The sequence below is a fragment of the Pseudomonadota bacterium genome, from assembly GCA_041395565.1.
Classification (GTDB): Bacteria; Pseudomonadota; Gammaproteobacteria; order UBA9214; family UBA9214; genus UBA9214.
Window position 1 is genome coordinate 213,113 of record JAWLAI010000003.1, and the last position, 22,521, is coordinate 235,633.

The 22,521-nt window shown below is 62.6% G+C and carries 22 protein-coding genes and 2 pseudogenes; 21 read left to right on the forward strand and 3 right to left on the reverse strand.

What is annotated here, in order from left to right:
- Positions 1 to 2: 2 nt before the first annotated feature.
- From rsmB to R3F42_04290, 7 genes and pseudogenes are all read left to right on the forward strand, one after another.
- Positions 3 to 1,307 (forward strand): 16S rRNA (cytosine(967)-C(5))-methyltransferase RsmB, encoded by a 1,305-nt coding sequence (rsmB, locus tag R3F42_04260; protein ID MEZ5541239.1) that lies wholly within the window; start codon positions 3 to 5, stop codon positions 1,305 to 1,307.
- Entirely contained in the window at positions 1,286 to 1,903 is a 618-nt protein-coding gene (locus R3F42_04265) for a DUF4390 domain-containing protein (GenBank protein MEZ5541240.1), read from the forward strand. The genes rsmB and R3F42_04265 overlap by 22 nt, the downstream gene beginning before the upstream one ends.
- Complete coding sequence (locus tag R3F42_04270; protein MEZ5541241.1) at positions 1,885 to 4,107, forward strand: ATP-binding protein; 2,223 nt, start codon at positions 1,885 to 1,887, stop codon at positions 4,105 to 4,107. The genes R3F42_04265 and R3F42_04270 overlap by 19 nt, the downstream gene beginning before the upstream one ends.
- Before the next feature lie 63 nt (positions 4,108 to 4,170).
- Positions 4,171 to 5,535, forward strand: coding sequence for a sigma-54 dependent transcriptional regulator (locus tag R3F42_04275; GenBank protein MEZ5541242.1), 1,365 nt, complete (start codon positions 4,171 to 4,173; stop codon positions 5,533 to 5,535).
- A gap of 43 nt (positions 5,536 to 5,578) precedes the next feature.
- The gene (trkA, locus tag R3F42_04280) at positions 5,579 to 6,952 is read left to right on the forward strand and encodes a Trk system potassium transporter TrkA (GenBank protein ID MEZ5541243.1); all 1,374 of its coding nucleotides are present in this window, start codon (positions 5,579 to 5,581) and stop codon (positions 6,950 to 6,952) included.
- A 55-nt stretch (positions 6,953 to 7,007) separates the two neighbouring features.
- Positions 7,008 to 8,370, forward strand: a pseudogene (locus R3F42_04285) (TrkH family potassium uptake protein).
- A 117-nt stretch (positions 8,371 to 8,487) separates the two neighbouring features.
- Positions 8,488 to 8,833 (forward strand): annotated as a pseudogene (locus tag R3F42_04290) (hypothetical protein).
- A 1-nt stretch (position 8,834) separates the two neighbouring features.
- On the opposite strand, the gene R3F42_04295 reads toward R3F42_04290, so the two are convergent.
- Together R3F42_04295 and R3F42_04300 are read right to left on the reverse strand one after the other, a co-directional pair.
- Positions 8,835 to 8,975: a hypothetical protein gene (locus tag R3F42_04295; protein MEZ5541244.1), complete on the reverse strand. Its 141-nt coding sequence runs from the start codon at positions 8,973 to 8,975 to the stop codon at positions 8,835 to 8,837.
- Positions 8,976 to 9,404: 429 nt separating this feature from the next.
- Positions 9,405 to 9,722 carry a hypothetical protein gene (locus R3F42_04300; GenBank protein ID MEZ5541245.1) on the reverse strand — a complete coding sequence of 106 codons (318 nt, stop codon included), beginning with the start codon at positions 9,720 to 9,722 and terminating at the stop codon, positions 9,405 to 9,407.
- Positions 9,723 to 10,058: 336 nt separating this feature from the next.
- Between R3F42_04300 and R3F42_04305 the strand changes: the two genes are divergently transcribed.
- The 13 genes from R3F42_04305 to tatC all read left to right on the forward strand — a co-directional run bounded on the left by R3F42_04305 (position 10,059) and on the right by tatC (position 18,153).
- Positions 10,059 to 10,484, forward strand: a complete 426-nt coding sequence (locus tag R3F42_04305) for a rhodanese-like domain-containing protein (protein MEZ5541246.1) — start codon at positions 10,059 to 10,061, stop codon at positions 10,482 to 10,484.
- Between the two features lie 222 nt (positions 10,485 to 10,706).
- Positions 10,707 to 11,321 (forward strand): DsrE/DsrF/DrsH-like family protein, encoded by a 615-nt coding sequence (locus R3F42_04310; GenBank protein MEZ5541247.1) that lies wholly within the window; start codon positions 10,707 to 10,709, stop codon positions 11,319 to 11,321.
- A gap of 143 nt (positions 11,322 to 11,464) precedes the next feature.
- A complete protein-coding gene (pip, locus tag R3F42_04315; GenBank protein ID MEZ5541248.1) occupies positions 11,465 to 12,415 on the forward strand; it encodes a prolyl aminopeptidase in 951 nt (316 codons plus the stop codon).
- Positions 12,412 to 12,879 carry a D-aminoacyl-tRNA deacylase gene (gene dtd, locus R3F42_04320; GenBank protein ID MEZ5541249.1) on the forward strand — a complete coding sequence of 156 codons (468 nt, stop codon included), beginning with the start codon at positions 12,412 to 12,414 and terminating at the stop codon, positions 12,877 to 12,879. The genes pip and dtd overlap by 4 nt, the downstream gene beginning before the upstream one ends.
- Positions 12,880 to 12,972: 93 nt before the next feature.
- On the forward strand, positions 12,973 to 13,566 hold the full coding sequence (gene hisB / locus R3F42_04325) for an imidazoleglycerol-phosphate dehydratase HisB (protein MEZ5541250.1): 594 nt from the start codon (positions 12,973 to 12,975) through the stop codon (positions 13,564 to 13,566).
- Positions 13,567 to 13,617: 51 nt separating this feature from the next.
- The gene (hisH, locus tag R3F42_04330; protein MEZ5541251.1) at positions 13,618 to 14,265 is read left to right on the forward strand and encodes an imidazole glycerol phosphate synthase subunit HisH; all 648 of its coding nucleotides are present in this window, start codon (positions 13,618 to 13,620) and stop codon (positions 14,263 to 14,265) included.
- A 3-nt stretch (positions 14,266 to 14,268) separates the two neighbouring features.
- Positions 14,269 to 15,018, forward strand: coding sequence for a 1-(5-phosphoribosyl)-5-[(5-phosphoribosylamino)methylideneamino]imidazole-4-carboxamide isomerase (gene hisA, locus R3F42_04335; GenBank protein ID MEZ5541252.1), 750 nt, complete (start codon positions 14,269 to 14,271; stop codon positions 15,016 to 15,018).
- 9 nt (positions 15,019 to 15,027) lie between these two features.
- On the forward strand, positions 15,028 to 15,801 hold the full coding sequence (gene hisF / locus R3F42_04340; GenBank protein ID MEZ5541253.1) for an imidazole glycerol phosphate synthase subunit HisF: 774 nt from the start codon (positions 15,028 to 15,030) through the stop codon (positions 15,799 to 15,801).
- Between the two features lie 107 nt (positions 15,802 to 15,908).
- Positions 15,909 to 16,316 (forward strand): phosphoribosyl-AMP cyclohydrolase, encoded by a 408-nt coding sequence (gene hisI, locus R3F42_04345; protein ID MEZ5541254.1) that lies wholly within the window; start codon positions 15,909 to 15,911, stop codon positions 16,314 to 16,316.
- Between the two features lie 21 nt (positions 16,317 to 16,337).
- A complete protein-coding gene (locus tag R3F42_04350) occupies positions 16,338 to 16,655 on the forward strand; it encodes a phosphoribosyl-ATP diphosphatase (GenBank protein MEZ5541255.1) in 318 nt (105 codons plus the stop codon).
- A gap of 42 nt (positions 16,656 to 16,697) precedes the next feature.
- The gene (tatA, locus tag R3F42_04355; GenBank protein MEZ5541256.1) at positions 16,698 to 16,925 is read left to right on the forward strand and encodes a Sec-independent protein translocase subunit TatA; all 228 of its coding nucleotides are present in this window, start codon (positions 16,698 to 16,700) and stop codon (positions 16,923 to 16,925) included.
- A gap of 36 nt (positions 16,926 to 16,961) precedes the next feature.
- A complete protein-coding gene (gene tatB, locus R3F42_04360; protein ID MEZ5541257.1) occupies positions 16,962 to 17,303 on the forward strand; it encodes a Sec-independent protein translocase protein TatB in 342 nt (113 codons plus the stop codon).
- A complete protein-coding gene (tatC, locus tag R3F42_04365; protein ID MEZ5541258.1) occupies positions 17,287 to 18,153 on the forward strand; it encodes a twin-arginine translocase subunit TatC in 867 nt (288 codons plus the stop codon). The genes tatB and tatC overlap by 17 nt, the downstream gene beginning before the upstream one ends.
- 14 nt (positions 18,154 to 18,167) lie before the next feature.
- Here the strand turns inward: tatC and R3F42_04370 are convergent, their stop codons facing one another.
- A complete protein-coding gene (locus R3F42_04370; GenBank protein ID MEZ5541259.1) occupies positions 18,168 to 21,098 on the reverse strand; it encodes an EAL domain-containing protein in 2,931 nt (976 codons plus the stop codon).
- Between the two features lie 553 nt (positions 21,099 to 21,651).
- Here R3F42_04370 and R3F42_04375 point away from each other — a divergent pair.
- The gene (locus tag R3F42_04375; protein MEZ5541260.1) at positions 21,652 to 22,050 is read left to right on the forward strand and encodes a hypothetical protein; all 399 of its coding nucleotides are present in this window, start codon (positions 21,652 to 21,654) and stop codon (positions 22,048 to 22,050) included.
- Positions 22,051 to 22,521: the final 471 nt, after the last annotated feature.

Below are 22,521 nucleotides of genomic sequence, written 5' to 3' on the forward strand. Positions count from 1 at the left end.
CCATGAAACAGGATGTGCGTGCAGCGGCCGCCCGCGCGCTGGCGCAGGTCGTCGGTCGCGGCCGCTCGCTGGCCGATATCCTGTCCCCGTTGCAGTCCGCCTGTACCGATGGCCGGGATGCCGCGCTGCTCGCTGAGCTGGTGTATGGAACGGCGCGCTGGTATTTCAGGCTCGATGCGCTGCTCGGACGGCTGCTCAAGAAGCCACTCAGGTCGCGCGACCTCGATGTACATTGTCTGCTGCTGGTAGGGCTGTACCAGCTGGAACAGCTTGCCGTGCCGCAACGCGTGGCGGTGCATGAGTCCGTGCAGGCGGTGCGCAGTCTCGACAAGGAATGGGCCCGGGCGCTGGTCAATGCCGTGCTGCGCGGTTACCAGCGTGAGCATGTGCGGCTCAATGCGGTTATTGCCGGCGATCCCGCGGCGCGTTATGCACATCCAGACTGGCTGATCGGTCGTCTCCAGGCCGACTGGCCGGACCACTGGCAGGATATCCTGCAGGCCAACAATGAGCGGCCACCGCTGTGCCTGCGCGTCAACAGTCGCCGCATGACGCGCGCGGAGTATCTCGAGCTGCTCGAGGAACGTGCCATGCCGGCTGCCCCGCTCGCGTGGACGACCCACGGTATCCGTCTCAACGCCGCGGTGCCGGTAGAGTCGTTGCCCGGATTCGGGCAAGGCGCGGTCTCGGTGCAGGACGGTGCCGCACAACTGGCTGCCGGCCTGTTGCACCTGGCGCCGGGCCAACGGGTGCTGGATGCCTGTGCGGCACCAGGCGGCAAGACGGCCCACATCCTCGAGCTGGAACCCGCGGCACGGGTGACGGCCGTGGACGTCGACGCCGACCGTCTAGCCCGGGTCGCGGAGAATCTCGATCGGCTGGGTCAGCGTGCGGAATTGCGTTGCGGCGATGCCGGGGCGCCGGCGTCATGGTGGGATGGACAGGCATTCGAGCGCATCCTGCTGGATGCGCCATGTTCTGCAACGGGCGTTATCCGGCGTCATCCGGATATCAAGTTGCTGCGCCGACCGGATGATATCGAGCGACTGGCCGGGCAGCAGGCGGCCATTCTCGATGCCGTGTGGCCCTTGCTGGCACCAGGGGGTATGCTGTTGTATTGCACGTGCTCGGTGCTGGCGACGGAGAACGTCGCGCAGGTTGGCAACTTCCTCATGCATCACGGAGATGCCACGGAACTCCCGATCCTCGCGGACTGGGGGCACGGCTGTGAATCCGGCAGGCAGGTGCTGCCTGGCGAAGACGGGATGGACGGATTTTATTTCGCATGTCTGCACAAGCGCACCTGAATCGGATCGTCTCCGGTACGCCGCCGCGCCGGCCGGCGCTCTGGTCGCTGCTCGGCGTCTTCCTGCTGGCTGCGCTGAACTTGACTGCACCCCTCGCGGCCGAGGATGCGGGCGAGTTCCGCATCACCGATGCACATGCCTGGCTCAGCGGCGCAGAGCTGTTGCTTGATGCCCAGGTGCTGATCGGCCTCAACCGCGGGCCCCGGGAGGCGCTGGAAAACGGTGTTCCGCTCACGTTCGAGCTGCAGGTGCAGCTAGTAAGAAAGCATGTCTGGCTCTGGGACTCGGTTGTGGTCGAGCATGTCCGGGTCAGGCGGCTCGAGTATCACGCACTCAGTCGCAGCTTCCTGGTCCGGGACATGAATACCGGCAGGCAGGGCAATTTCAGTCGTTTGGAAGATGCATTGCAGGCGGCCGGTACGATTGACAGACTGCAGCTCTACAGCAAACCGCTGGACACTAACGGCGGTTACGAAGTGCGCCTGCGCGGCAGTCTCGATATCGAATCCCTTCCCACCCCCGTTCGCCTGCTCGCCTATGTCTCTTCCGACTGGGACATGCAGGGTGACTGGTACACATGGCCGTTGGCCCGGTAAGACGCATCGGCTTCGGCATGTTGCCCATGCTGGGGCTGTTTACGCTCCTGCTCGTGTCGCTCTCGCTGATGAGCGACGCTACCCACAACTCGCAGCGCTTCGGTGAGCTGTATTCCGTTCTGCTGGTGGTCAACGCGGTCGGTCTGCTGATACTGGGCGTCCTCGTCATCGTCAACATCTTCCAGCTCATCCGCCAGCTGCGCATGAATGTTGCGGGCGCGAAGATGACGAGCAGGCTGGTTATCATGTTCGCCGTGCTGTCGGTGGTCCCGGTATCGGTAGTTTATTACTTTTCCCTGCAGTTCCTGCAGCGCGGCATCGATAGCTGGTTCGATGTCCGCATCGAGCAGGGGTTGAACGACGCGCTCGAACTCAGCCGTGCAGCCCTGGATGTGCGGCTGCGTGACGTATTGCAGCTGACCGTGCGCATGGCAGACGAGTTGGCGGATGCGCAGCCCGCAACGCTGTCGCTGACACTGTACGATCTCAGGGTCAGAAGCGGAGCAGCCGAACTCACGCTGCTTGGCAATGACGGGCGTATCGTTGCCTCCAGCAGTGCGGAGCTGTCCAAGATCATCCCCGATCAGCCGCCGGAAGAGGTGCTGCTGCTGCTCAGGAACAGGCGCCACTATGTCGGACTCGATCCGGTTGGTGCGGGCGGGCTGTTTGCGCGCGCGTTGGTGCCGGTTCTGTCCGCACGGGCGGACGGCGAGGTGTATACATTGCAGGCGCTCTACGAAGTATCGGATCGATTCAGCAGCCTCGCAGACAGCGTCCAGGCGTCCTTCACGCACTACCGGGAGTTGGCCTACCTGCGTACGCCGCTCAAGTTCAGCTATTCGCTCACGCTCTCCATCGTGCTGCTGCTCAGCCTGCTGGCGGCGATCTGGGCGGCGTTCCATTCAGCGCGCCGGCTGGTGGCGCCGGTGCGGGATCTGGCCGAGGCCACCCATGCCGTCGCCGAGGGTGACTACAGCAGGCGCCTGTCCGTCGCGAGCGAGGACGAACTCGGCTTCCTGGTCAGATCGTTCAATGACATGACCCGCCGTCTGGCGAAATCCCGCGACGAGGCGAGTCGCAGCCAGCGCCAGATCGAGGGGCAGCGGGCCTATCTGGAGGCGGTGCTCGCCAATTTGTCCTCGGGCGTGATCAGCCTGGGCCGTGATTCGGTCGTGCGGGCGGTGAACCGCGCGGCCACCCAGTGTCTGGGTGTCGAGCTGAAAGACTATCTGGGGCGCGATCTGTCTGAGATCGCCAGCGAGCACGGCGCTATCGCACCGTTCGTCGACGCGATCAACCAGCATCGCAACAGCGGCAGTCAGGCCTGGCAGGAGGAGATCACCCTGGTCGGCAAGCAGGGACGTCAGATGCTGATGTGCCGCGGTGCTGCCTTGCGCACCTCGGGTCGGCGTGGCGGCGGAATGGTGATCGTCTTCGATGATGTCACGGCCATCATACAGGCACAGCGCGATGCCGCCTGGGGCGAGGTGGCGCGGCGGCTGGCGCACGAGATCAAGAACCCGCTAACACCCATCCAGCTGTCGGCCGAACGCCTGCGCCACCGCTATCTCGACAAGATGCCGCCAGACGATGCTGAGATACTGGACCGTGCGACACGCACCATCGTCAATCAGGTGGAAGCGATGAAAAAGATGGTCAACGCGTTCAGTGATTATGCACGTGCTCCGCAGCTCAGCCTCGAACCGCTTGACGTGCATCAGCTCATGCAGGAGGTGCTGGACCTTTATCGCGGTAGTGACCTGAATGTGCGCCTGGACGTGCAGCTGGATGCGCAGGACTCGCGTATCGACGGCGATGCCGGACGCATGCGCCAGCTGCTGCACAACCTGCTGAAGAATGCGCTGGAGGCCGTTCGCGACACCGCGGACGGTCAAATACATGTGGTTACGCGCAACGAGATCCGGGGCGGGATGCGTCAGCTCGTGCTTGCCATTGCCGACAACGGGCCGGGTTTCGCCCCCGGTATCCTGGACAATCTGTTCGAGCCCTATATCTCGACCAAGCCCAAAGGCAGCGGCCTGGGCCTGGCGATTGTGAAGAAGATCGTCGAGGAGCACGCCGGTACGATCAGCGCCGAGAACGCGGCTGGTGGCGGGGCGCAGGTTGTCATTCGCCTCATGCTCTCGGCGGAGGCGGCAGACAGGCATGGGGAAGAGGTGCCTGCCGGTGAGAGTAAGTTATAATCGCCCCGTTTTCCGGGGGGGCCGCAGCTGTGGTCGCCAAACCGATAATTTGGAAGCACGCCTATGACCAGTCGTCACATCCTCGTCGTCGACGATGAGCCGGACATCCGCAACCTGGTTCAGGACATCCTCGAGGACGAGGGTTATTCGGTGACCACCGCGGAGAACGGCGAGGCGGCTCGCAGGGCGCGGCGGGCGCGGCGCCCGGACCTGATACTGCTCGATATCTGGATGGAGGATGTTGACGGCATCACGCTGTTGCGTGAATGGTCGGAAAGCGGAGACCTGCCGTGCCCGGTGGTGATGATGTCCGGGCATGGCACCGTCGAGACCGCTGTGGAGGCGACCCGCCTCGGTGCCTACGACTTCATCGAGAAGCCCATTTCGCTGGCCAAGCTGCTGCTTACCATCGAGCGCGCATTTGAGAGCGAGCGGCTGCAGCGGGAGAATATCGACCTGCGTGGCCACGTGCAGCCGGTGGTGGAGCCGGCGGGCAAGTCGGCGGTCATGAATCAGCTGCGCGAGCAGGCGCGCAAGATTGCCCAGCATAACAGCTGGGTCCTGATCAGCGGCGAGGCCGGTGCCGGCAAGGCGACATTCGCGCGCTACATACACGATCAGAGCCCGCGCCGTGACGGCCCCTTCGTCGAGATCGCGGTTGGGTCCATCTCGGAGGAGAACTCCGCGGCGGAACTGTTCGGACACGAGGATGACGAAACGGTGCACTACGGACGCCTGGAACAGGCTAATGGTGGCACCCTGTGTATCGGCGATATTGCCGACATGGATCTGCAGACGCAGGCGCGCCTGCTCAGCGTCCTGCAGACGCACACCTTCAAGCGTATCGGGGGCAGCGAGGACGTCGAAGTCGACCTGCGCATTATTGCGACGACGCATCGCAAGCTCGAGGATGAGGTTGCCGCGGCGCGCTTCCGCGAGGACCTGTTCTATCACCTCAATGTATTGCCATTGCATATTCCCCCGCTGCGCGAACATGAGGATGATGTCCACGACCTGCTGAATTTCTACATCGACTATATGGTCACCCATGAACGGCTGTCATACCGCCATTTCAGCGTGGCGGCACAGAATCGCCTGCGCAGCTACGACTGGCCGGGCAACATCAGGGAGCTGAAAAATCTGGTCCAGCGCCTGCTGATACTCGGCAGCGGTGACGAGATCGAGCTTGCCGAGGTGGAGCGCGCGATCAGTGCCCAGCAGCCGACGACAGCCGCGGGTCCGGAGCTGCCATATGACCTGCCGTTGCGCGAGGCGCGCGAGCAGTTCGAGTACAACTACCTCATGCACCAGTTGCAGGCCGTCGGCGGCAGTATCGGGAAGCTGGCCAAGCGGGTGGGCATGGAGCGCACCCATCTCTACAGGAAGCTGCGTTCGCTCGGTATCGACCACAAGAAGGGCGGCGACTAGGCATGTCCGTGTACACCCCGGCAGGTCTTGCTGGTATGCCAGGATGAAGATCATCATTCTGGGTGCCGGACAGGTGGGATCCTCGGTGGCCGGGAATCTCGCCAGTGAGGCGAATGACATTACCGTCATCGACGATAACGCTAGCGTCCTGCAGGATCTGCAGGACAGGCTCGATCTGCGCACCGTCGTCGGCCATGCCTCGCACCCGGACGTGCTCATGCAGGCAGGCGCGGATGACGCGGATATGATCATCGCGGTGACGCGCAATGACGAAACCAATATGGTCGCCTGCCAGGTTGCCTATACATTGTTCCGCACCCCGACCAAGATTGCGCGTGTGCGCTCGGTGGAGTATCTCCGGCATCCGCGTCTGTTCGCGCAGGAGGCGCTGCCGGTCGATGTCATCATCAGTCCGGAGCAGCTTGTTACCGATTACATCGAACGCCTGATTGAATATCCCGGTGCACTGCAGGTGCTGGATTTCGCGGGTGGCAGAGTGCAGCTGGTTGCGGTACGCGCATACTATGGCGGTCCGCTGGTGGGTCACGAGCTGCGTGCACTCAAGGAGCACATGCCGGGTATCGATGCGCGCGTCGCCGCCATTTTCCGCAAGGGCAAGGCAATAACGCCGGAAGGCAACACCATCATAGAGATGGATGACGAAGTCTTCTTCGTGGCCGCGCGCAAGCACATCCGCGCCGTCATGAGCGAGTTGCGCAAGATGGATAAGCCGATCAAGCGCGTGATCGTGGCGGGCGGCGGCAATATCGGCATGCGCCTCGCGGCCGCAATCGAGAACACCTATCACGTCAGGATCATCGAACACAATACCACGCGCGCGAAGCTGTTGTCGGAGACGCTCGACAAGTCCATCGTGCTGCTCGGTGATGCCGCCGACCAGGAGCTGCTGCTCGATGAAAACATCGAGAACACAGACGTCTTCTGCGCGCTCACCAACGACGAAGAGGCCAATATCCTCTCTGCCATGCTTGCCAAGCGGCTGGGTGCGCGCAAGGTGATGTCATTGATAAATCGTGCGTCATACGTGAACCTGGTGCAGAGCGATGCGATCGATGTCGCGATTTCACCCCAGCAGGCGACCATCGGCAGCCTGCTGACGCATGTCAGGCGCGGGGACGTGGTCATGGTGCATTCGCTGCGGCGCGGTGCCGCGGAGGCGATCGAGGCCGTGGCCCACGGCAACCGCGACAATTCCAAGGTCGTGGGCAGGACGATAGACGAGATCAAGCTGCCGCCGGGAACCAGTATCGGCGCCATCGTGCGCGGCGAGGAAGTGATCATCGCCCATCACGATACGGTGATCGAGACGGATGATCACGTCATACTGTTCCTGTCCGACAAGAAATGCATTCAGCAGGTCGAGCGGCTGTTCCAGGTGGGCGTCACGTTTTTCTGAGATGCGGACAGCCACATCCCTACAGGCTGCTGTTCCGGGCCGATACGCCTGAGCCATGCATCTGCTCGCCATTCAACGGTTGCTTGGCCTGCTGCTGATGCTGTTCAGCTTTACCCTGCTTCCGCCCGCGCTGGTCTCATGGCTGTACAGCGACGGACAGATGCAGATATTTCTGGCTTCCACCGGCGCCGTACTGCTGCTCGGTGGGGTGATGTGGCTGCCGGTGCGCAACTTCAGGCAGGACCTGCGGGTCAGGGACGGCTTCCTGATCGTGGTGCTGTTCTGGATCGTGCTGGGGCTGGCCGGCGCCCTGCCGCTGTTGTATTCATCGCGGCCGGAGATGTCGCTCGCCGACGCGGTCTTCGAATCCTTCTCCGGCCTGACCACGACGGGTGCCACTGTCATTACCGGCCTGGATGAATTGCCGAAGTCGATCCTGTATTACCGTCAGCAGCTGCAGTGGCTGGGTGGCATGGGTATCATCGTGCTTGCCGTTGCCATCATGCCCATGCTGGGTGTCGGTGGCATGCAGCTGTACCGGGCCGAGACGCCGGGCCCGCTCAAGGATACCAAGCTGACACCGCGGATTACCGAGACCGCCAAGGCGCTCTGGTATATCTATCTTACGCTGACCATTGTCTGCGCCGCCTGCTACTGGCTGGCTGGAATGAGCGGTTTCGATGCCCTGGCGCACAGCTTCTCGACCATTGCCATCGGCGGGTTCTCGACCCATGACCAGAGCATCGGCTACTTCCAGAGTTCCGCCGTCGAGCTGGTGGCTGTTGTTTTCATGCTGCTTGCGGGCATGAACTTCGCGCTGCATTTTGTTGCCTGGCGCCGGCTCAGCCTGTGGCCATATCTGCAGGACAGCGAGCTGCGCGCTTACCTGAGCGTGCTGGGGCTGGTGACCGCCGTTACCGTCGGCTATCTCTACTACACGGATACCTTCATATTTTTCGACGACGCACTGCATGCGGGGCTGTTCCAGGCGGTCTCCATAGGTACCACCACCGGTTTCACGACCGTGGATTATTTCGTCTGGCCGGGATTCCTGCCGGTGCTGCTGCTGTTCGTGAGTTTCATCGGCGGCTGTACCGGCTCTACGGGTGGCGGGATGAAGGTGATCCGCTTCCTGCTGCTGCTCAAGCAGGGTCACCGAGAAATGATGCGACTGATTCATCCCAATGCACAGATTCCGGTGAAGGTCGGCGGGAAGCCGATGTGCTGGATCGGGTGATCAGTGCCGTGGGGCTTTTGCCGCCTATGTCGGTAGCTTCGTCATTATCATGCTGTTTGTCATGGCCACCGGCCTCGACCAGATTACGGCGTTCTCCGCCGTCGCCGCCTGTATGAACAACCTCGGTCCCGGTCTGGGCAGTGTCGGCGCAAACTATATCGCGGTGAACGATACGGCGGAAGTGGGCCCTGTCCGCCATGATGCTCGACGACCTGAGATCTTTACCCGATCATTCTATTCAGTCCCGACTTGGCGCCGCTGAGCGAGGCCACGCAGATGCCGGACATGATCGCAAACCATGCTGGCCGCTGGCCGGGACACCGCCTTGTTGCGTTATACCCTCGGCACCCAGTATTTCGATCGCGGCGGAGGTGGCGCGCAGCGGTTGCGCACCTGTGCGAGGCGGTGCGCATGGACCCGGATTATTCGGCGGCCTGGAAGGCCTATGGCAAGGCGCTCACGTTCCAGGGACGACCTGGCGCGCGCGGCGAATGCATACCGGCGTGGGATCGAAGTCGCGCGACAGCGGGGGCGATATGCAGGCGGCGAAGGAGATGGTCTTTCTCAAGCGGGTGCAGCGCCGAATGGAACCGGGCGGTGACGTCGACCGCCTGCGGGTGCGGTGCGCGCACGGGGGCGGCTGATTCAGGCTGCCGGCTGGTAGAAGGGCGGCTCGCCCGCAGGGCGGTGCGAAACTGCCAGGTCCCACCGGTACTGGCTGGGACATTCGCGGATATGTGCGTTCACGGCCAGATTGATGGCAACCGAATCTTCCAGTTCTTGCATACGTCTGTTCCGGCGGCTAAGCCAGCGCAGCCGGTAGCCGCGTCCGCGGGCTCGCGTTCGCACCAGACGAACACGATCGGCGTTCCCTGCTTCGCGGTCAGCCGCGAGAGGAACACCATGCTGAATGCCGGGAGTGCCGAAGAAGGGCGCAAACACGCCGGTGCCGGCCTTGGGTTCCTGGCTGGCAGCATGGCCACCGTGCCGCCCTCCTCCAGGGTCCGGAAACAGCGCGTGCAGGCCGCGCGTTCGCTTGCACGTAATGGCCGCCGGCGCGACTGCGCGCCCTGTCTGCCTCAGGTGCTCCAGGCCGGCGATCCGCAATGGCCGGTACAGGCAGGTGATGGTCGAACCCGTGCAGCGCAATAGAGGCCGGCCGCCTCCCATGCGCCGAGGTGCGGCGTGGCCGGTGGATGAGTCCGCGCTCCTTGCCTAGCCTGCGCGACGACGTCCAGTCCCTCGACCCTCGTGCACCAGGTCCAGTATCTGCTGGGCCGGGCGTAACCACAGGGCGCCGGTTTCCAGCAGGGTCTTCCCCGGATTCGCAACAGGCTGCGCCGCAAAGCAGGCGTCGCCGCCAGGTGCGGCCAGTTCCGGAAAGCAGCGCTCCAGGTTGATTCGGGTGATGGCGCGCAACCGGTTCGGGACCAGCGTCAGCAGCCAACCTGTACCCGCGCCCAGGGTATGCAGCAGGGGCAGGGGCAGGAAGGCGCAACTATAAAGAAATAGTTTTATAAGGCCGGTTCGCATCGATTATCCATAACTATTAACCCACTAATAACAGATTAATGGTTAAAATAATCCAAATTACCATCAATATAAAATTATTAAAGTGTAAAATGATATAATAAATTCAATGTTAATATTTTTAAATGTGGGAAATACAATCTCATTGTGCCGGTTTTTTCTGAATCCCATGACGAGGCGGAGTACGATAACTCCTGTCGGCGTGCTCAAGATGATTTCATGCAATTCCGCGCAAACACCAGTCCTGCATGCATCACTGCGGCCGATAAGTCATTGCCTGGGATATCCAAACGCCAGAGAATGATGCAGCCCTGCACGCGACCGATAGGGGAGTGAGCCATGAAACACAAAGTGAAGACGCTCATGCCGCGGGAGGCATGGGATGTGGTACAGACAATGCCGCGTGCCGTGCTGATCGACGTCAGATCCAGCATGGAATACCTGTTTGTCGGCCATCCGATGGGCAGCGTACACGTGCCCTGGATCGACGAACCGGACTGGGTGATCAACCCGCATTTCGTCACCGAGGTGCGCAAGGTGATGCTCGGCGGTATCGGTATTCACGAGTCGGGCGGGGATGCGCCGGTGTTGCTGATCTGCCGTAGTGGCAAGCGCTCGCTGGAGGCTGGCAAGCTATTGATTGATAATGGGTTCACAGAGGTCTACAACGTGGGCGAGGGCTTCGAGGGTGAACTTGACGAGCACCACCACCGCAGTACCACGGGCGGCTGGCGCTACCATGGACTGCCGTGGGAACAATGCTAGTCGCCGGGTGTGCTAAATTGACAGTTTATGAGCAAATTCTTATACTTTACGCGCCAAATAATAAGTAGGTTCCATGCGCCTGCCGCAATTGTGCACTGCATCAGCGATGTTGTGGCGGGAGTCTGGATAATGAACAACGCTGAACCTGTTCAGCAAGACACGATCCATTCCTCGACATCCATCCAGATGTTGCGGAGGGTGTCTCTTTGAGGAGAACAATCCATGTCAACAACCGCCGAGAACGTACAAGGGAACGCACAGCTGGATGCGTGGCTCGACAAGAAGCTGGACGAGCTGCTGCCGAAGAAACTGGAAGAGATCGATGCCTCGCGTACCCCGTCCATGTCCATCATCGCCACCAAGGGCACGCTGGACTGGGCCTATCCGCCCTTCATCCTGGCATCCACCGCCGCCGCACTGGGCTGGGACGTCACCATCTTCTTCACCTTCTACGGCCTGCTGCTGCTGAAGAAGGACATCACCGCCGAGGTCAGCCCGCTGGGCAATCCGGCCATGCCGATGAAGATGCCCTTCGGTCCCAAGTGGTTCCAGAACTTCTCCTGGCCGATGCCCAACCTGCTCATGGCCGGTGTCCCCGGCTTCGAGAAAATGGCCACCGGGCTCATGAAGAAGACATTCAAGAACAAGGGCGTGGCCAGCGTCGAGGAACTGCGCAGTCTCTGTCTGGAAGCCGATGTCAAAATGGTCGCCTGCCAGATGACCGTCGACGTCTTCGGCTTCAACTCCAGTGACTTCATCCCCGAGGTCACCGACTACGTCGGCGCCACCTCCTTCCTGCCCGTCGCGCAGAAATCCGACGTCTGCCTGTTCATCTGACAGCAGTCGATTGACGGCACGGCAGGCTGGACCAGCCAGACTGCCATAGCAAACCAGGGGCGTGCGATGCACGCCCTTGTTTTATCTGCTGCGGCACGGGACTGTTGCGGTAACATGCAGGAGTGGCCCTCACGGACGTCAGCATGCTGGAACTCTATCCGCCCATCGAGCCTTACCGTACCCACGAAATTCCCGTCACGGACGGGCATCGCCTGTATGCGGAGGAATGCGGTAACCCGCAGGGCCTGCCGGTGGTATTCGTGCATGGCGGGCCGGGTGCCGGTTGCGAACGCTATCACCGGCAGTTCTTTGATCCGCGTGTGTACCGCATCGTGCTGTTCGACCAGCGTGGCTGCGGCCGGTCCCGTCCGCATGCCAGCCTCGAGGGCAACACCACCCAGGCACTGGTCGCGGACATGGAGGCGCTGCGTGAGCAGCTCGGTATCGAGCGCTGGGTGGTATTCGGCGGCTCGTGGGGTTCGACGCTCGGGCTGGTCTATGCGCAAACGCATCCACAACGCGTGCTGGGCCTGATCCTGCGCGGAATTTTCCTGTGCCGCCCGCGCGATATCAGCTGGTTCTACCAGGATGGCGCTTCCTTTGTGCTGCCCGACTACTGGCAGGACTACCGCGACCAGATCGCAGCGGAGGAGCGCCACGACATGGTCGGGGCATATTATCGCCGGCTGACCGGTTCGGACGAGATTGCGATGATGGCAGCCGCGAAGGCCTGGTCGCTCTGGGAAGGGCGTGCATCGACGCTGTTGCCGAGGCAGGCGGTGGTGGATCACTTCGGCAATCCATCGACGGCGCTCAGTCTGGCGCGCATCGAGTGCCACTATTTCATGAACAACAGCTTTCTGGCGGCAGACCAGATCCTGCGCCATGCCGACCGTCTGCGGGATATCCCCGGCGTGATCGTGCATGGGCGCTACGACGTGGTCTGTCCGCTGGAGCAGGCCTGGGCACTGCATGAGGCATGGCCGCAGGCGCGCCTGCAGGTCATCCCGGATGCCGGCCATTCGGCCACCGAGCCGGGGATCGTGGACGCACTGGTCAATGCGACCGGCCAGTTCGGTCACCGCTTCCGGTGATCGGCCTGTTGCAGCGCGTGAGCCGGGCGGACGTCACGGTCGACGGCGCCGTAATCGCCGCGATCGGACCCGGTCTGCTCGTGCTGGTAGGCGTGCAGCGCGGCGATACCGAGGCCGAGGCGCAGCGCCTGCTGCAGCGGCTGCTCGGCTACCGGGTATTCCCCGATGCCGCCGGCAGGATGAATCTCGACCTGACGCAGGCCGGCGGCGGCCTGCTGCTGGTACCCCAGTTCACGCTGGCCGCCGATACCCGTAGCGGGCAGCGCCCGAGCTTTACCCCGGCTGCCGAACCGCAGGCGGGCCGGTGCCTGTACGACTACATGGTCGCGCAGGCCCGCGAGCAGCATGCGCCGGTTGGCAGCGGCCGGTTCGGGGCCGATATGCAGGTTGCGCTGGTCAACGACGGGCCGGTTACCTTCTGGCTGGAAGTGAGGCCGGCGCCGGGCGGGGTGGGTGGGTCTTGAAAAGCCTGGCTTTTTTAGGGAAAAATGCGGGTATGGCCGAAGCGCAAGCTGTTACTATATTCCTCAACCCCTGACCCAAGACGGAAGCCATCCATGTCTCAGCGACAGGCCGCCATCAAGCGCGACACACTGGAAACGCAGATCAGCGTGTCGGTCAACCTGGACGGCAGCGGCAACGGTGTATTCGCCACCGGCGTGCCTTTTCTCGAGCACATGCTCGACCAGGTCGCACGTCACGGGCTGCTCGATCTCGATATCAAGGCCACCGGTGATCTGCACATCGATGCGCACCATACGGTCGAGGATATCGGCATCACGCTGGGCCAGGCCGTATGCAAGGCCGTGGCCGACAAGCGCGGCATCCGCCGCTATGGCCATGCCTACGTTCCGTTGGACGAGGCACTCTCGCGCGTCGTGATCGATTTCTCCGGACGTCCCGGTCTCGAATATCACGCGGAATTCCCGCGCGCGCGTATCGGTGACTTCGATGTCGACCTGTTGCATGAGTTTTTCCAGGGTTTCACCAATCATGCCCTGGTAACCCTGCACATCGATTGCCTGCGCGGTGACAATGCCCATCACATCGCCGAGACCGTCTTCAAGGCCTTCGGCCGGGCGCTGCGCATGGCGCTGGAGGCCGACCCGGCAATGGGTGATCGCCTGCCGTCAACGAAAGGGAGTCTTTGATCACACACGTGACCTGCTGCACGGTGGTGATCTGTATCCGGCATCCACGCTATGTCCTCCATCGCAATAATCGATTACGGCATGGGCAACCTGCACTCAATCGCCAAGGCGATCGAGCATGTCGCCGGGCGTGAGCGGGTGATCGTCAGCAGCGAGCCGGCCGCCATCCTGGCTGCCGACCGCATCGTGTTTCCCGGTGTCGGTGCGATCCGTGACTGTATCAGTGAACTGCAGCGCACCGGTCTGGACGCAGTGATCAGACAGGCTGCCGACAGCCGGCCCTTGCTCGGCGTGTGCCTCGGCCTGCAGGCCCTGCTCGACGTCAGCGAGGAAAACGATGGGACTGCATGTCTCGGCCTCATTCCCGGCAGCGTGGTGCGCTTCCGCAGCGAGTCGCTGGATGCCGCAACCGGGCAGCGACTCAAGATTCCCCACATGGGCTGGAACCAGGTGCTGCAGGTGCGCAGACATCCCCTGTGGCAGGATATCCCCGCGGATTCCCGCTTCTATTTCGTGCACAGTTACTACGCGGTGCCGGCGAATCCGGCGCACATCGCGGGTACGACGCCCTATGGCAGGGAGTTCGCATCCGTGCTCGCGTGCGACAATGTCTTTGCCGTGCAGTTTCACCCGGAAAAGAGTCAGCACGCCGGTCTGCAGCTGCTGGCCAATTTTGTGGCCTGGAATGGAGAGTCCTGAGATATGCTGATAATACCCGCGATTGACCTGAAGGATGGCCGCTGCGTACGGTTGCGTCAGGGGCGCATGGAGGATGAAACCGTGTTCGGTGACGACCCGATCGAGGTCGCGGCGCGTTGGGTCGCTGCCGGCGCGAGACGTCTGCACATGGTCGACCTCAACGGTGCCTTCGAGGGACGGCCGGTGAACGCGCAGGCCATTCGCGCCGTGGCGGAGGCATTCCCCGACCTGCCGATCCAGGTGGGCGGTGGCATTCGCGACGAGGAGACGGTGCAGGCCTATCTCGATGCCGGCGTGCAGTACGTCATCATCGGCACCAAGGCGGTGAGTGCGCCGCATTTCGTCAACGACCTGTGTGTCGAGTTTCCGGGGCACATCATCGTCGGGCTGGATGCGAAGGACGGCAAGGTGGCCATCGATGGCTGGTCCAAGCTGTCCAACCATTCGGTCATCGACATGGCGCAGCGCTTCGAACAGGACGGCGTCGAGGCGATCGTGTACACCGATATCGGCCGCGACGGCATGATGAGCGGCGTCAACGTGGACTCGACCGTCGAGCTGGCGCGTGCCATCCATATCCCGGTGATCGCCTCGGGCGGGATCACCAGCATGGATGACATCCGCGCGCTGTGTGCGGTCGCCGACGAGGGCATCATGGGCGCGATCACCGGCCGTGCAATCTATGAAGGCACGCTGGAACTGGCCGCCGCGCAGACGCTTGCCGACGAGCTCTGCGGCGATTCCGCAAGCTGAGCGTGCCTGGTGGGACTGGCCAAACGCATCATCCCCTGTCTCGACGTCGACGCCGGCCGCGTTGTCAAGGGTGTGCGTTTCCTGGACATCCGCGATGCCGGCGATCCGGTCGAGATCGCGCGCCGTTACGACGAGCAGGGTGCGGACGAGCTGACCTTTCTCGACATCACCGCGAGTTCCGACCAGCGCGAGACCATGGTACATGTCGTCGAGCAGGTGGCCGGTGAGGTGTTCATCCCGCTGACGGTGGGCGGTGGCATCCGCCAGGTCGGCGATATCCGCCGCATGCTCAATGCCGGCGCGGACAAGGTGGGCATCAACACGGCTGCTGTCGCCAATCCGGATTTCGTGCGCGAGGCGGCCGAGCGCTTCGGTTCGCAGTGTATCGTCGTCGCGATCGACGCCAAGCAGGTGAGCGCACCCGGCGTGGCGAAGCGCTGGGAGATCTTCACCCACGGCGGCCGCAGGCCGACCGGTATCGATGCGGTCGAGTGGGCGCGGCGCATGGTGGGCAACGGTGCCGGTGAGATCCTGCTCACCAGCATGGATCGCGACGGTACCCGCGACGGCTTCGATCTCGATCTGACCCGCGCCGTGAGCGATGCGGTCGAGGTGCCGGTGATCGCGTCCGGCGGCGTGGGCACGCTGGCGCACCTGGCGGCAGGCGTGACCGAGGGACGTGCCGATGCCGTGCTGGCCGCGAGTATTTTCCATTTCGGCGAATACACGGTCGCTGAGGCCAAGCGCTATATGGCGGAGCTCGGCATCGAGGTGCGGCTGTGATGCGCAATCCGCCGCAGTGGTGGTTGGCCACGCTCCCGGTCTGCCGGTCGCGCCGGCGGCTGCAGGCAGTGACAGACGCAGCGTCGCGCAGGGCTGACTGAGCGCGCATGCAGACCGACAGGCAGAACCCGGACTGGCTCGACGCAATCAAATGGGATGCGAACGGCCTGGTACCCGCGATCGCCCAGGACGCCGCGGACGGCAGGATCCTCATGGTCGCCTGGATGAACCGGGAGGCGCTCAGGCTCACGGCAGAGGGTGGAACGGCCGTATACTGGTCGCGCTCGCGGCGCCGGCTCTGGCACAAGGGCGAGGAATCGGGGCATGTGCAGCAGGTGCGGGAGATCCGCCTGGATTGCGACAACGATGTGATCGTGCTGCAGGTCGAGCAGGTCGGCGGGATCGCCTGCCATACCGGCCGGCGCAGCTGCTTTTACCAGCGCCTGGAGGACGGACGCTGGGTCAGCGTGGAACCGGTGCTCAAGGACCCGGACAGCATCTACGGTGGGCGCTGAGGCTGAAACGGAAGGAATCATATGGCTGATACTCTCGAACGGCTGGCCGGGGTGATCGAGACGCGCAAGGTCGCCGATCCGGACAGTTCCTATGTCGCCGGACTGTTCGCGCGGGGTATGAACACCATACTCAAGAAGGTGGGCGAGGAGGCCGCTGAAACCATTATCGCCGCCAAGGAGTCAGATGATAAGGCGCTGGTGTACGAAACCGCCGATCTCTGGTTCCACACCCTGGTGATGCTGGCGGCCCGCGGTCTCGGGCCGGAGGCCGTGCTGGCGGAGCTGGACCGGCGATTTGGTATATCCGGGCTGGAAGAGAAGGCGGGGCGCGGCAAGTAACCACACAACCTGTACCTGTTTGCTACAGTTGGAGAGATTTCGATGGGCATTAGTATCTGGCAGTTGTTGATTATCCTGGCGATCGTGCTGGTGTTGTTTGGCGCGAAGCGCCTGCGCAACATCGGCTCGGACCTGGGCGGTGCAATCAAGGGTTTCAAGCAGGCAATGCGCGAAGGCGAGGACGAGGCCGATGAGGGGAACAAGCTGGAAGGCAGGCAGGGAAATGTCATCGATGCCAAGGCCACCCGCCACGACAAGGACAAGGTCTAGTCTGCCTCGCTCCGGTTGCTAGGCCGCCGGGCTCGTATGTTCGACATCGGCTTTTCGGAAGTCATTCTCATCTTCGTCATCGCCCTGCTGGTCGCGGGACCGGAGCGGCTGCCGCGCATTGCGCGTACGACCGGGCTCTGGCTCGGCAAGATGCGCGGATTCATATCCTCGGTAAAGGCAGACATCGACCGCGAGCTAGCGACCGAAGAACTGAAGAAGGCGTTGGCCAAGCAGGCGGCGTTGCCGGAGCTGGAGGAACTGGTCGACGAGGCGACCGGCAAGCCGCTGCAGTCACAGGAATCCGCAGCCCGCGCGCGGCCGGCCGCCGCCCTGCCGGAGCGGGATGGCGAGAGCAACGTGGATGAGCGCCAGCAATAACAAGGAAACCGAGGAGCGGGAGCTGGCTGACACCGAGCAGCCGTTCATCAGCCACCTGGTCGAGTTGCGCGACCGCCTGTTGCGCATTGTGCTGGTCGTCGCCGTGGTGTTGCTCGCGCTGCTGCCGTTTGCAAACACCCTGTTCACCGCATTGTCAGGCCCGCTGCTGGCGCATATGCCGGAACACGGCAGCATGATCGCCATCGAGGTTGCCGCGCCCTTCCTGATTCCCTTCAAGCTGGTGCTGTTCCTGGCGGTCTTCATCAGCATTCCCTGGATTCTGTATCAGCTCTGGTCGTTCGTCGCGCCGGGACTGTATCGTCACGAGCGCCGCCTGGTGCTGCCGCTGCTGGTGTCGAGCACGGTGCTGTTCTATGCGGGCGCCGCCTTTGCCTACTTCGTGGTCTTCCCCCTGGTCTTTGCCTTCTTCACCAGCACCGCGCCGGAAGGCGTGGCGGTGATGACCGACATCAGCCGCTACTTGGATTTCGTGCTCACCCTGTTCTTCGCATTCGGCGCCGCGTTCGAGGTGCCGATCGTGACCGTCCTGCTGGTCTGGACCGGTGTGGCGACGCGCGAGGGTCTGCGTGAGAAGCGGCCCTACGTGATCGTGGCGGCCTTCGTCATCGGCATGCTGCTGACGCCGCCGGACGTGATCTCGCAGACCCTGCTGGCGGTGCCGATGTGGTTGCTGTTCGAGCTGGGTGTGTATTTTTCAGGCTGGTTCGTGCGCCAGGCGCAGGCTGCTGCCGACAAGGGCGGCCGGACGGCCGGTTACCGGCCGCTCAGTGAGGCCGAGATGGATGCCGAGCTCGACCGCATCGAGGCCGAGGAGAAGAAGCACCCGTAGCGCGGGAGCCGCACTCAGTCGCCGGCTGCGCGCCGTTCGTGCATGTGCCCGATGTCGTCCAGCAGCCGTGCGGTGTTCGTGGTGTCGTTGAACAGGCCGATCTCAACCGGTACCGGCTTGCTGATGTAGTAGCCCTGCGCGTAGTCGATGCCGATATCGCGCACGGCCTGCAGCGTGGCGTGGTTCTCGACGTATTCGGCAATGGTGCTGATATTCATCGTGCGCCCGATCTGGCTGATCGCCCTGACCATGGCGTAGTCGGTCTCGTCCGTTATCATGTTCTGCACGAAACACCCGTCCAGCTTCAGGTAGTCCACCGGCAGGTTCTTGAGGTAGCTGAACGAGCTCAGCCCGACGCCGAAGTCGTCCAGTGCCAGACGGCAACCGAGTTCGCGCAGCCTGGCGATGTATTTTGTCGCGGTGCAGAGGTTGGTGATCACCGCGGTTTCCGTGATCTCGAAGCAGAGCAGCCCGGGCCGCACGCCGCAGTTGCCGATTTCGCTGATCAGGAAGTCCATGAAGCGGTCATCCGAGAGCGACTGGCCCGACAGGTTGATGCAGATCGTGTCGATACGGCGCTCGGCGCGCCTGTTGTCGAGTGTCAGCAGCCTGAAGGTGTTCTGGATCACCCAGCGGTCGATGGCGGGCATCAGCAGGTAGCGTTCTGCGGAGGAAAGGAACGCGCCGGGGCCGACGATGCTGTTGTTGTCGTCGAGCATGCGGATGAGTATCTCGCCGTGCGTCTTGTCGCCCTGCACTGCCGGGTGCAGCTGCATGATCGGCTGGAAATACAGCCTGAAGCGGTTTTCCTCCAGCACGTTCTGGATCCTGTTGGCCCACTGCATTTGGCCATGTCGCTCGGCAACGGCTTCGTCGTTGTGCTGGTAGATGTGGATCCGGTTCCTGCCCTGCTCCTTGGCCACGTAGCAGGCGGAGTCGGCGGCGCTCATGATGTCGGTCAGCGATCCCGAGGTGCGGGTCAGCGGCACCAGGCCGATGCTGACCCCGATCCGGAAGAAGGTGTTGTCCCAGACGAAGCGGAAATTCTCGGCGATCCGCCTGATCGACTCCGCCACCTCCTGGGCATGCTCGATCGAGCAACCCTCCAGCAGGATACCGAATTCATCGCCGCCCAGGCGCGCCAGGGTATCGGCCTCGCGCAGTTGCATGCGGAACTTGATGGTCAGCTGCTTGAGCAGTTCGTCGCCCGCACTGTGGCCGCAGGTGTCGTTGACCACCTTGAAATTGTCGAGATCGAGGTAACACAACGCGTAGCGATTGTCTTCCCTGCGTGCATTGTCGATCGCCTGTTCCAGGCGGTTCTCGAATTCCCTGCGGTTGAGCAGGCCGGTGAGCGAGTCGTGACTGGCCTGGTAGGACATCTTGCGTGCCAGGCCGCGCAGCTTGGTGACGTCATGGAACACCAGCACCATGCCGGTGATGTTCGTGTTCGAATCGAGGATCGGCGAGACATTGACCTCGACCGACATGTGCTGGTTGCGAAACCGGTGCATAAGCAGCAGGTTGCCCGCGAGGGTTATGCCGCGGCCTTTCACCAGGCAGTATTCCGACGGATCCGGAGGCGACTCGTAGGTCTTCTCGTCGACCACGTTGAAGACGCTGAATATGGGGTTGCCGCGGGCATCCTCGAGGCGCCAGCCGGTCGACTGCTCAGCCACGGTATTCATGTACTCGATATCGCCGTTCAGGTCGGTGGTGATCACACCGTCGCCGATCGAGCCGAGCGTCACCTGCGCACGCTCCTTTTCCAGCTGCAGCGCTTCCTTCGCGTGGTTCAGCGCGGTGATGTCCCGGATTGTTCCCTCGATGCCGATTGCGACGGAATTGCTGTCATAGCGGTAGTGCGAGTTTTCCGAGACCCAGATATGCGCGCCGTCCTTGTGCAGCATCCGGGTTTCGAAATGCTGCAGGCGCCCTTCGTTGATGTCGAGCGCGTGCTTGAGGTTCGCGTGATCATCCGGGCAGACGTAGAATTCCTTGATGTTACGGTTCAGTACTTCGTCGACATCGTAGCCGAGCAGGTGTTTCACCGAGGGCGTGGTCCACTGCACCGTACCGTCGAGGTCGGTCTGGTAGATGGTGTCCTGCATGCTGTCGAAAATCGCCGACATGCGCTGTTCCGAGGCGCGGATACGCTCTTCGATGCATTCGCGTTCATTCATCTGCTGCTGCAACTCGGCGTTCACCTGCTCGGCATATTCCCGCGCCGCCTCGGCGGACTCCCTGGTCGTCACCAGCTTCTTGATCAGCTCCGTGTTATGGGCGCCCAGATGCATGGATCTGGATCGCATCTCCTGCATCCTGCGCGCGGACAGCAGCATCACGGCGCCGAAGATCAGGACCAGACCGCCCAGGGCGTAACCGATGGTCTCGCCGCTGTTGATGAAGAAGCCGGTTAGTGGTGTCAGGGACGGGATCAGGAACGCTGCCAGGGTCCGTGGCGAGGCCTGCATGGAGATATAGGCCGTGAGGGCAATGCCGGCCAATGCCTCGAGTGTGAACACCTGTTGTACGAAATTGCCGTACAGGATCGCGGCGCCGCCGAAAGTGCCCCAGCAGATACCGGTCAGCAGGACGCCGGTGATGCGGCGTTCACGCCAGCCGGCCTGTCCGTCCTGCGTCCCGGCGGCGATCGAATCGAACAGCGAACGCAGGCCGAGCGTGGTCAGCAGGGCGAGCATCCAGCCGAGTATGAGCAGCTGCGGCATGTCGTCCCAGAACACCGTGGCGACGATCGCCATCACCACGATGCTGGTGGATAGCTCGGTCTGGTTGTGCTTGTGCTGCAGTTGCGCCTGTCCGGCTGGCGGGTGCGGCTGGGGCGGTGATCTCTTGGCTTGCTGTCCCGGGACCGGGACGATGTGGCTGTGCTGGTGCGGCGGCAATCCGGATGCTTCCGTTGTGCTGTCGTCGTACTTGTCCACGGTGGGTCCGGGGTCCTGGCCTGGCGGGCCGCTGCTGTGTGGTTGAGTTGACAGTCCAGAGCGGGTGTCTGCACCTCATATGTCATCGGTTGCCGCTAGCCGGACTTTAGCCTTCTGCCCGATAAACCTATTTGAAATCATTGGATTAGATCTACATTGGCGGCGCCGCCGAAATCACCATAAATACATCGGGTTATGCGCGGGAGCGCCGGTTGCAATGGCATTGGAACGGCCATGATGCAGCGCTGCCGGCGACCGGTGTGGTTCGTCCTGTGACATCGATCACGTATCCGGGCGGCGTTGCCGGATCGTCCGGTAATGGGGCAGCGCCACGGCCGTTGCGGCGTGTCAAAGTGACTCGGTGCGACCGGCCGGGTAGCGCGCCGGCCCCGGCGAAGCCCGTCGTGTTGTTTCCGCGGTATAGTGCCCGCCCGGGGGGGCAAGAACTCGCTTCAAGTTTCACCGGTCCGGCACGATAACTGCGAAGGTTCCAGGTGGCGGTCCGTGCGGTTAATCCGGCCGGGTTTCTTTCTTTGGTGGGGGGAGCATCGCGATGGCGGGTATTTCGAAAGGCAGCGCATCATGCTGGTATGGCTATCTCATGGCGGGTGAGCGCAGCAGTCCGGTGCTGCGCGACGAAGGCTTCGAAACGGGTAACCGTAAGACGGTTTATCTCTATAACCTAAAGCGCGGCGAAATCGTCGAATATGATCTTGCCACCGTCGCAGCCAAGCTGCGTGATCTGAAACCAAGCGAAGCCGGTTTTATCGGCGAGCTCGATGCCGGTTACAAGAAGGCGCGACGTGCTTTCAAGGGCCGTGGCGGCCGGGATCGCAGCGTCGTCGAAGCCGCGATCATTCCGCTCGCGAAACCCGCCGACACGGATTACAGTGACGACGAAGCGCTCGACGAAGACGACGCGGACCTCTGGCCGGAATCCAGTGAGGCATAACCAGTCAGGCATGCGCCCACTGCCGGGTTTGCCGGTTTCACGCTGACGGTCTGCAACACCACAAACCGAGTCTGACGCGGTACTTGCGCGAGCGCTGCGCGCAGACCGCCATTTTCCCACGCCTGTTGTCCTTAGCGCCGCCCGAGCGCACGGTCCGGTGCCGTGTATCCAATACATGACGCTTTTATCTCGCGCCGATGCCTTAACCGCACAGCGACTGCGGCATAACCCGGGCGTTACCGTTTGAATCAATCCTTGCCCGGAATTCTTGCGCGCGTTCGCAATTCTGCCGCCATGCCCAATGCTGTCTTTATGCGCCTATAACTCCTGCACGGCGCGCAGCGCCGGTCTTGCATACGCGAACGGAACGGCATGTCACCTGCGGGCGACACTGGAAACCAATTGATTCCGAGCGTTTAGCCTGGGTTGTGGCGGTCTCGTCATCAGCCGGCGACAAAATCGGCACGCCTT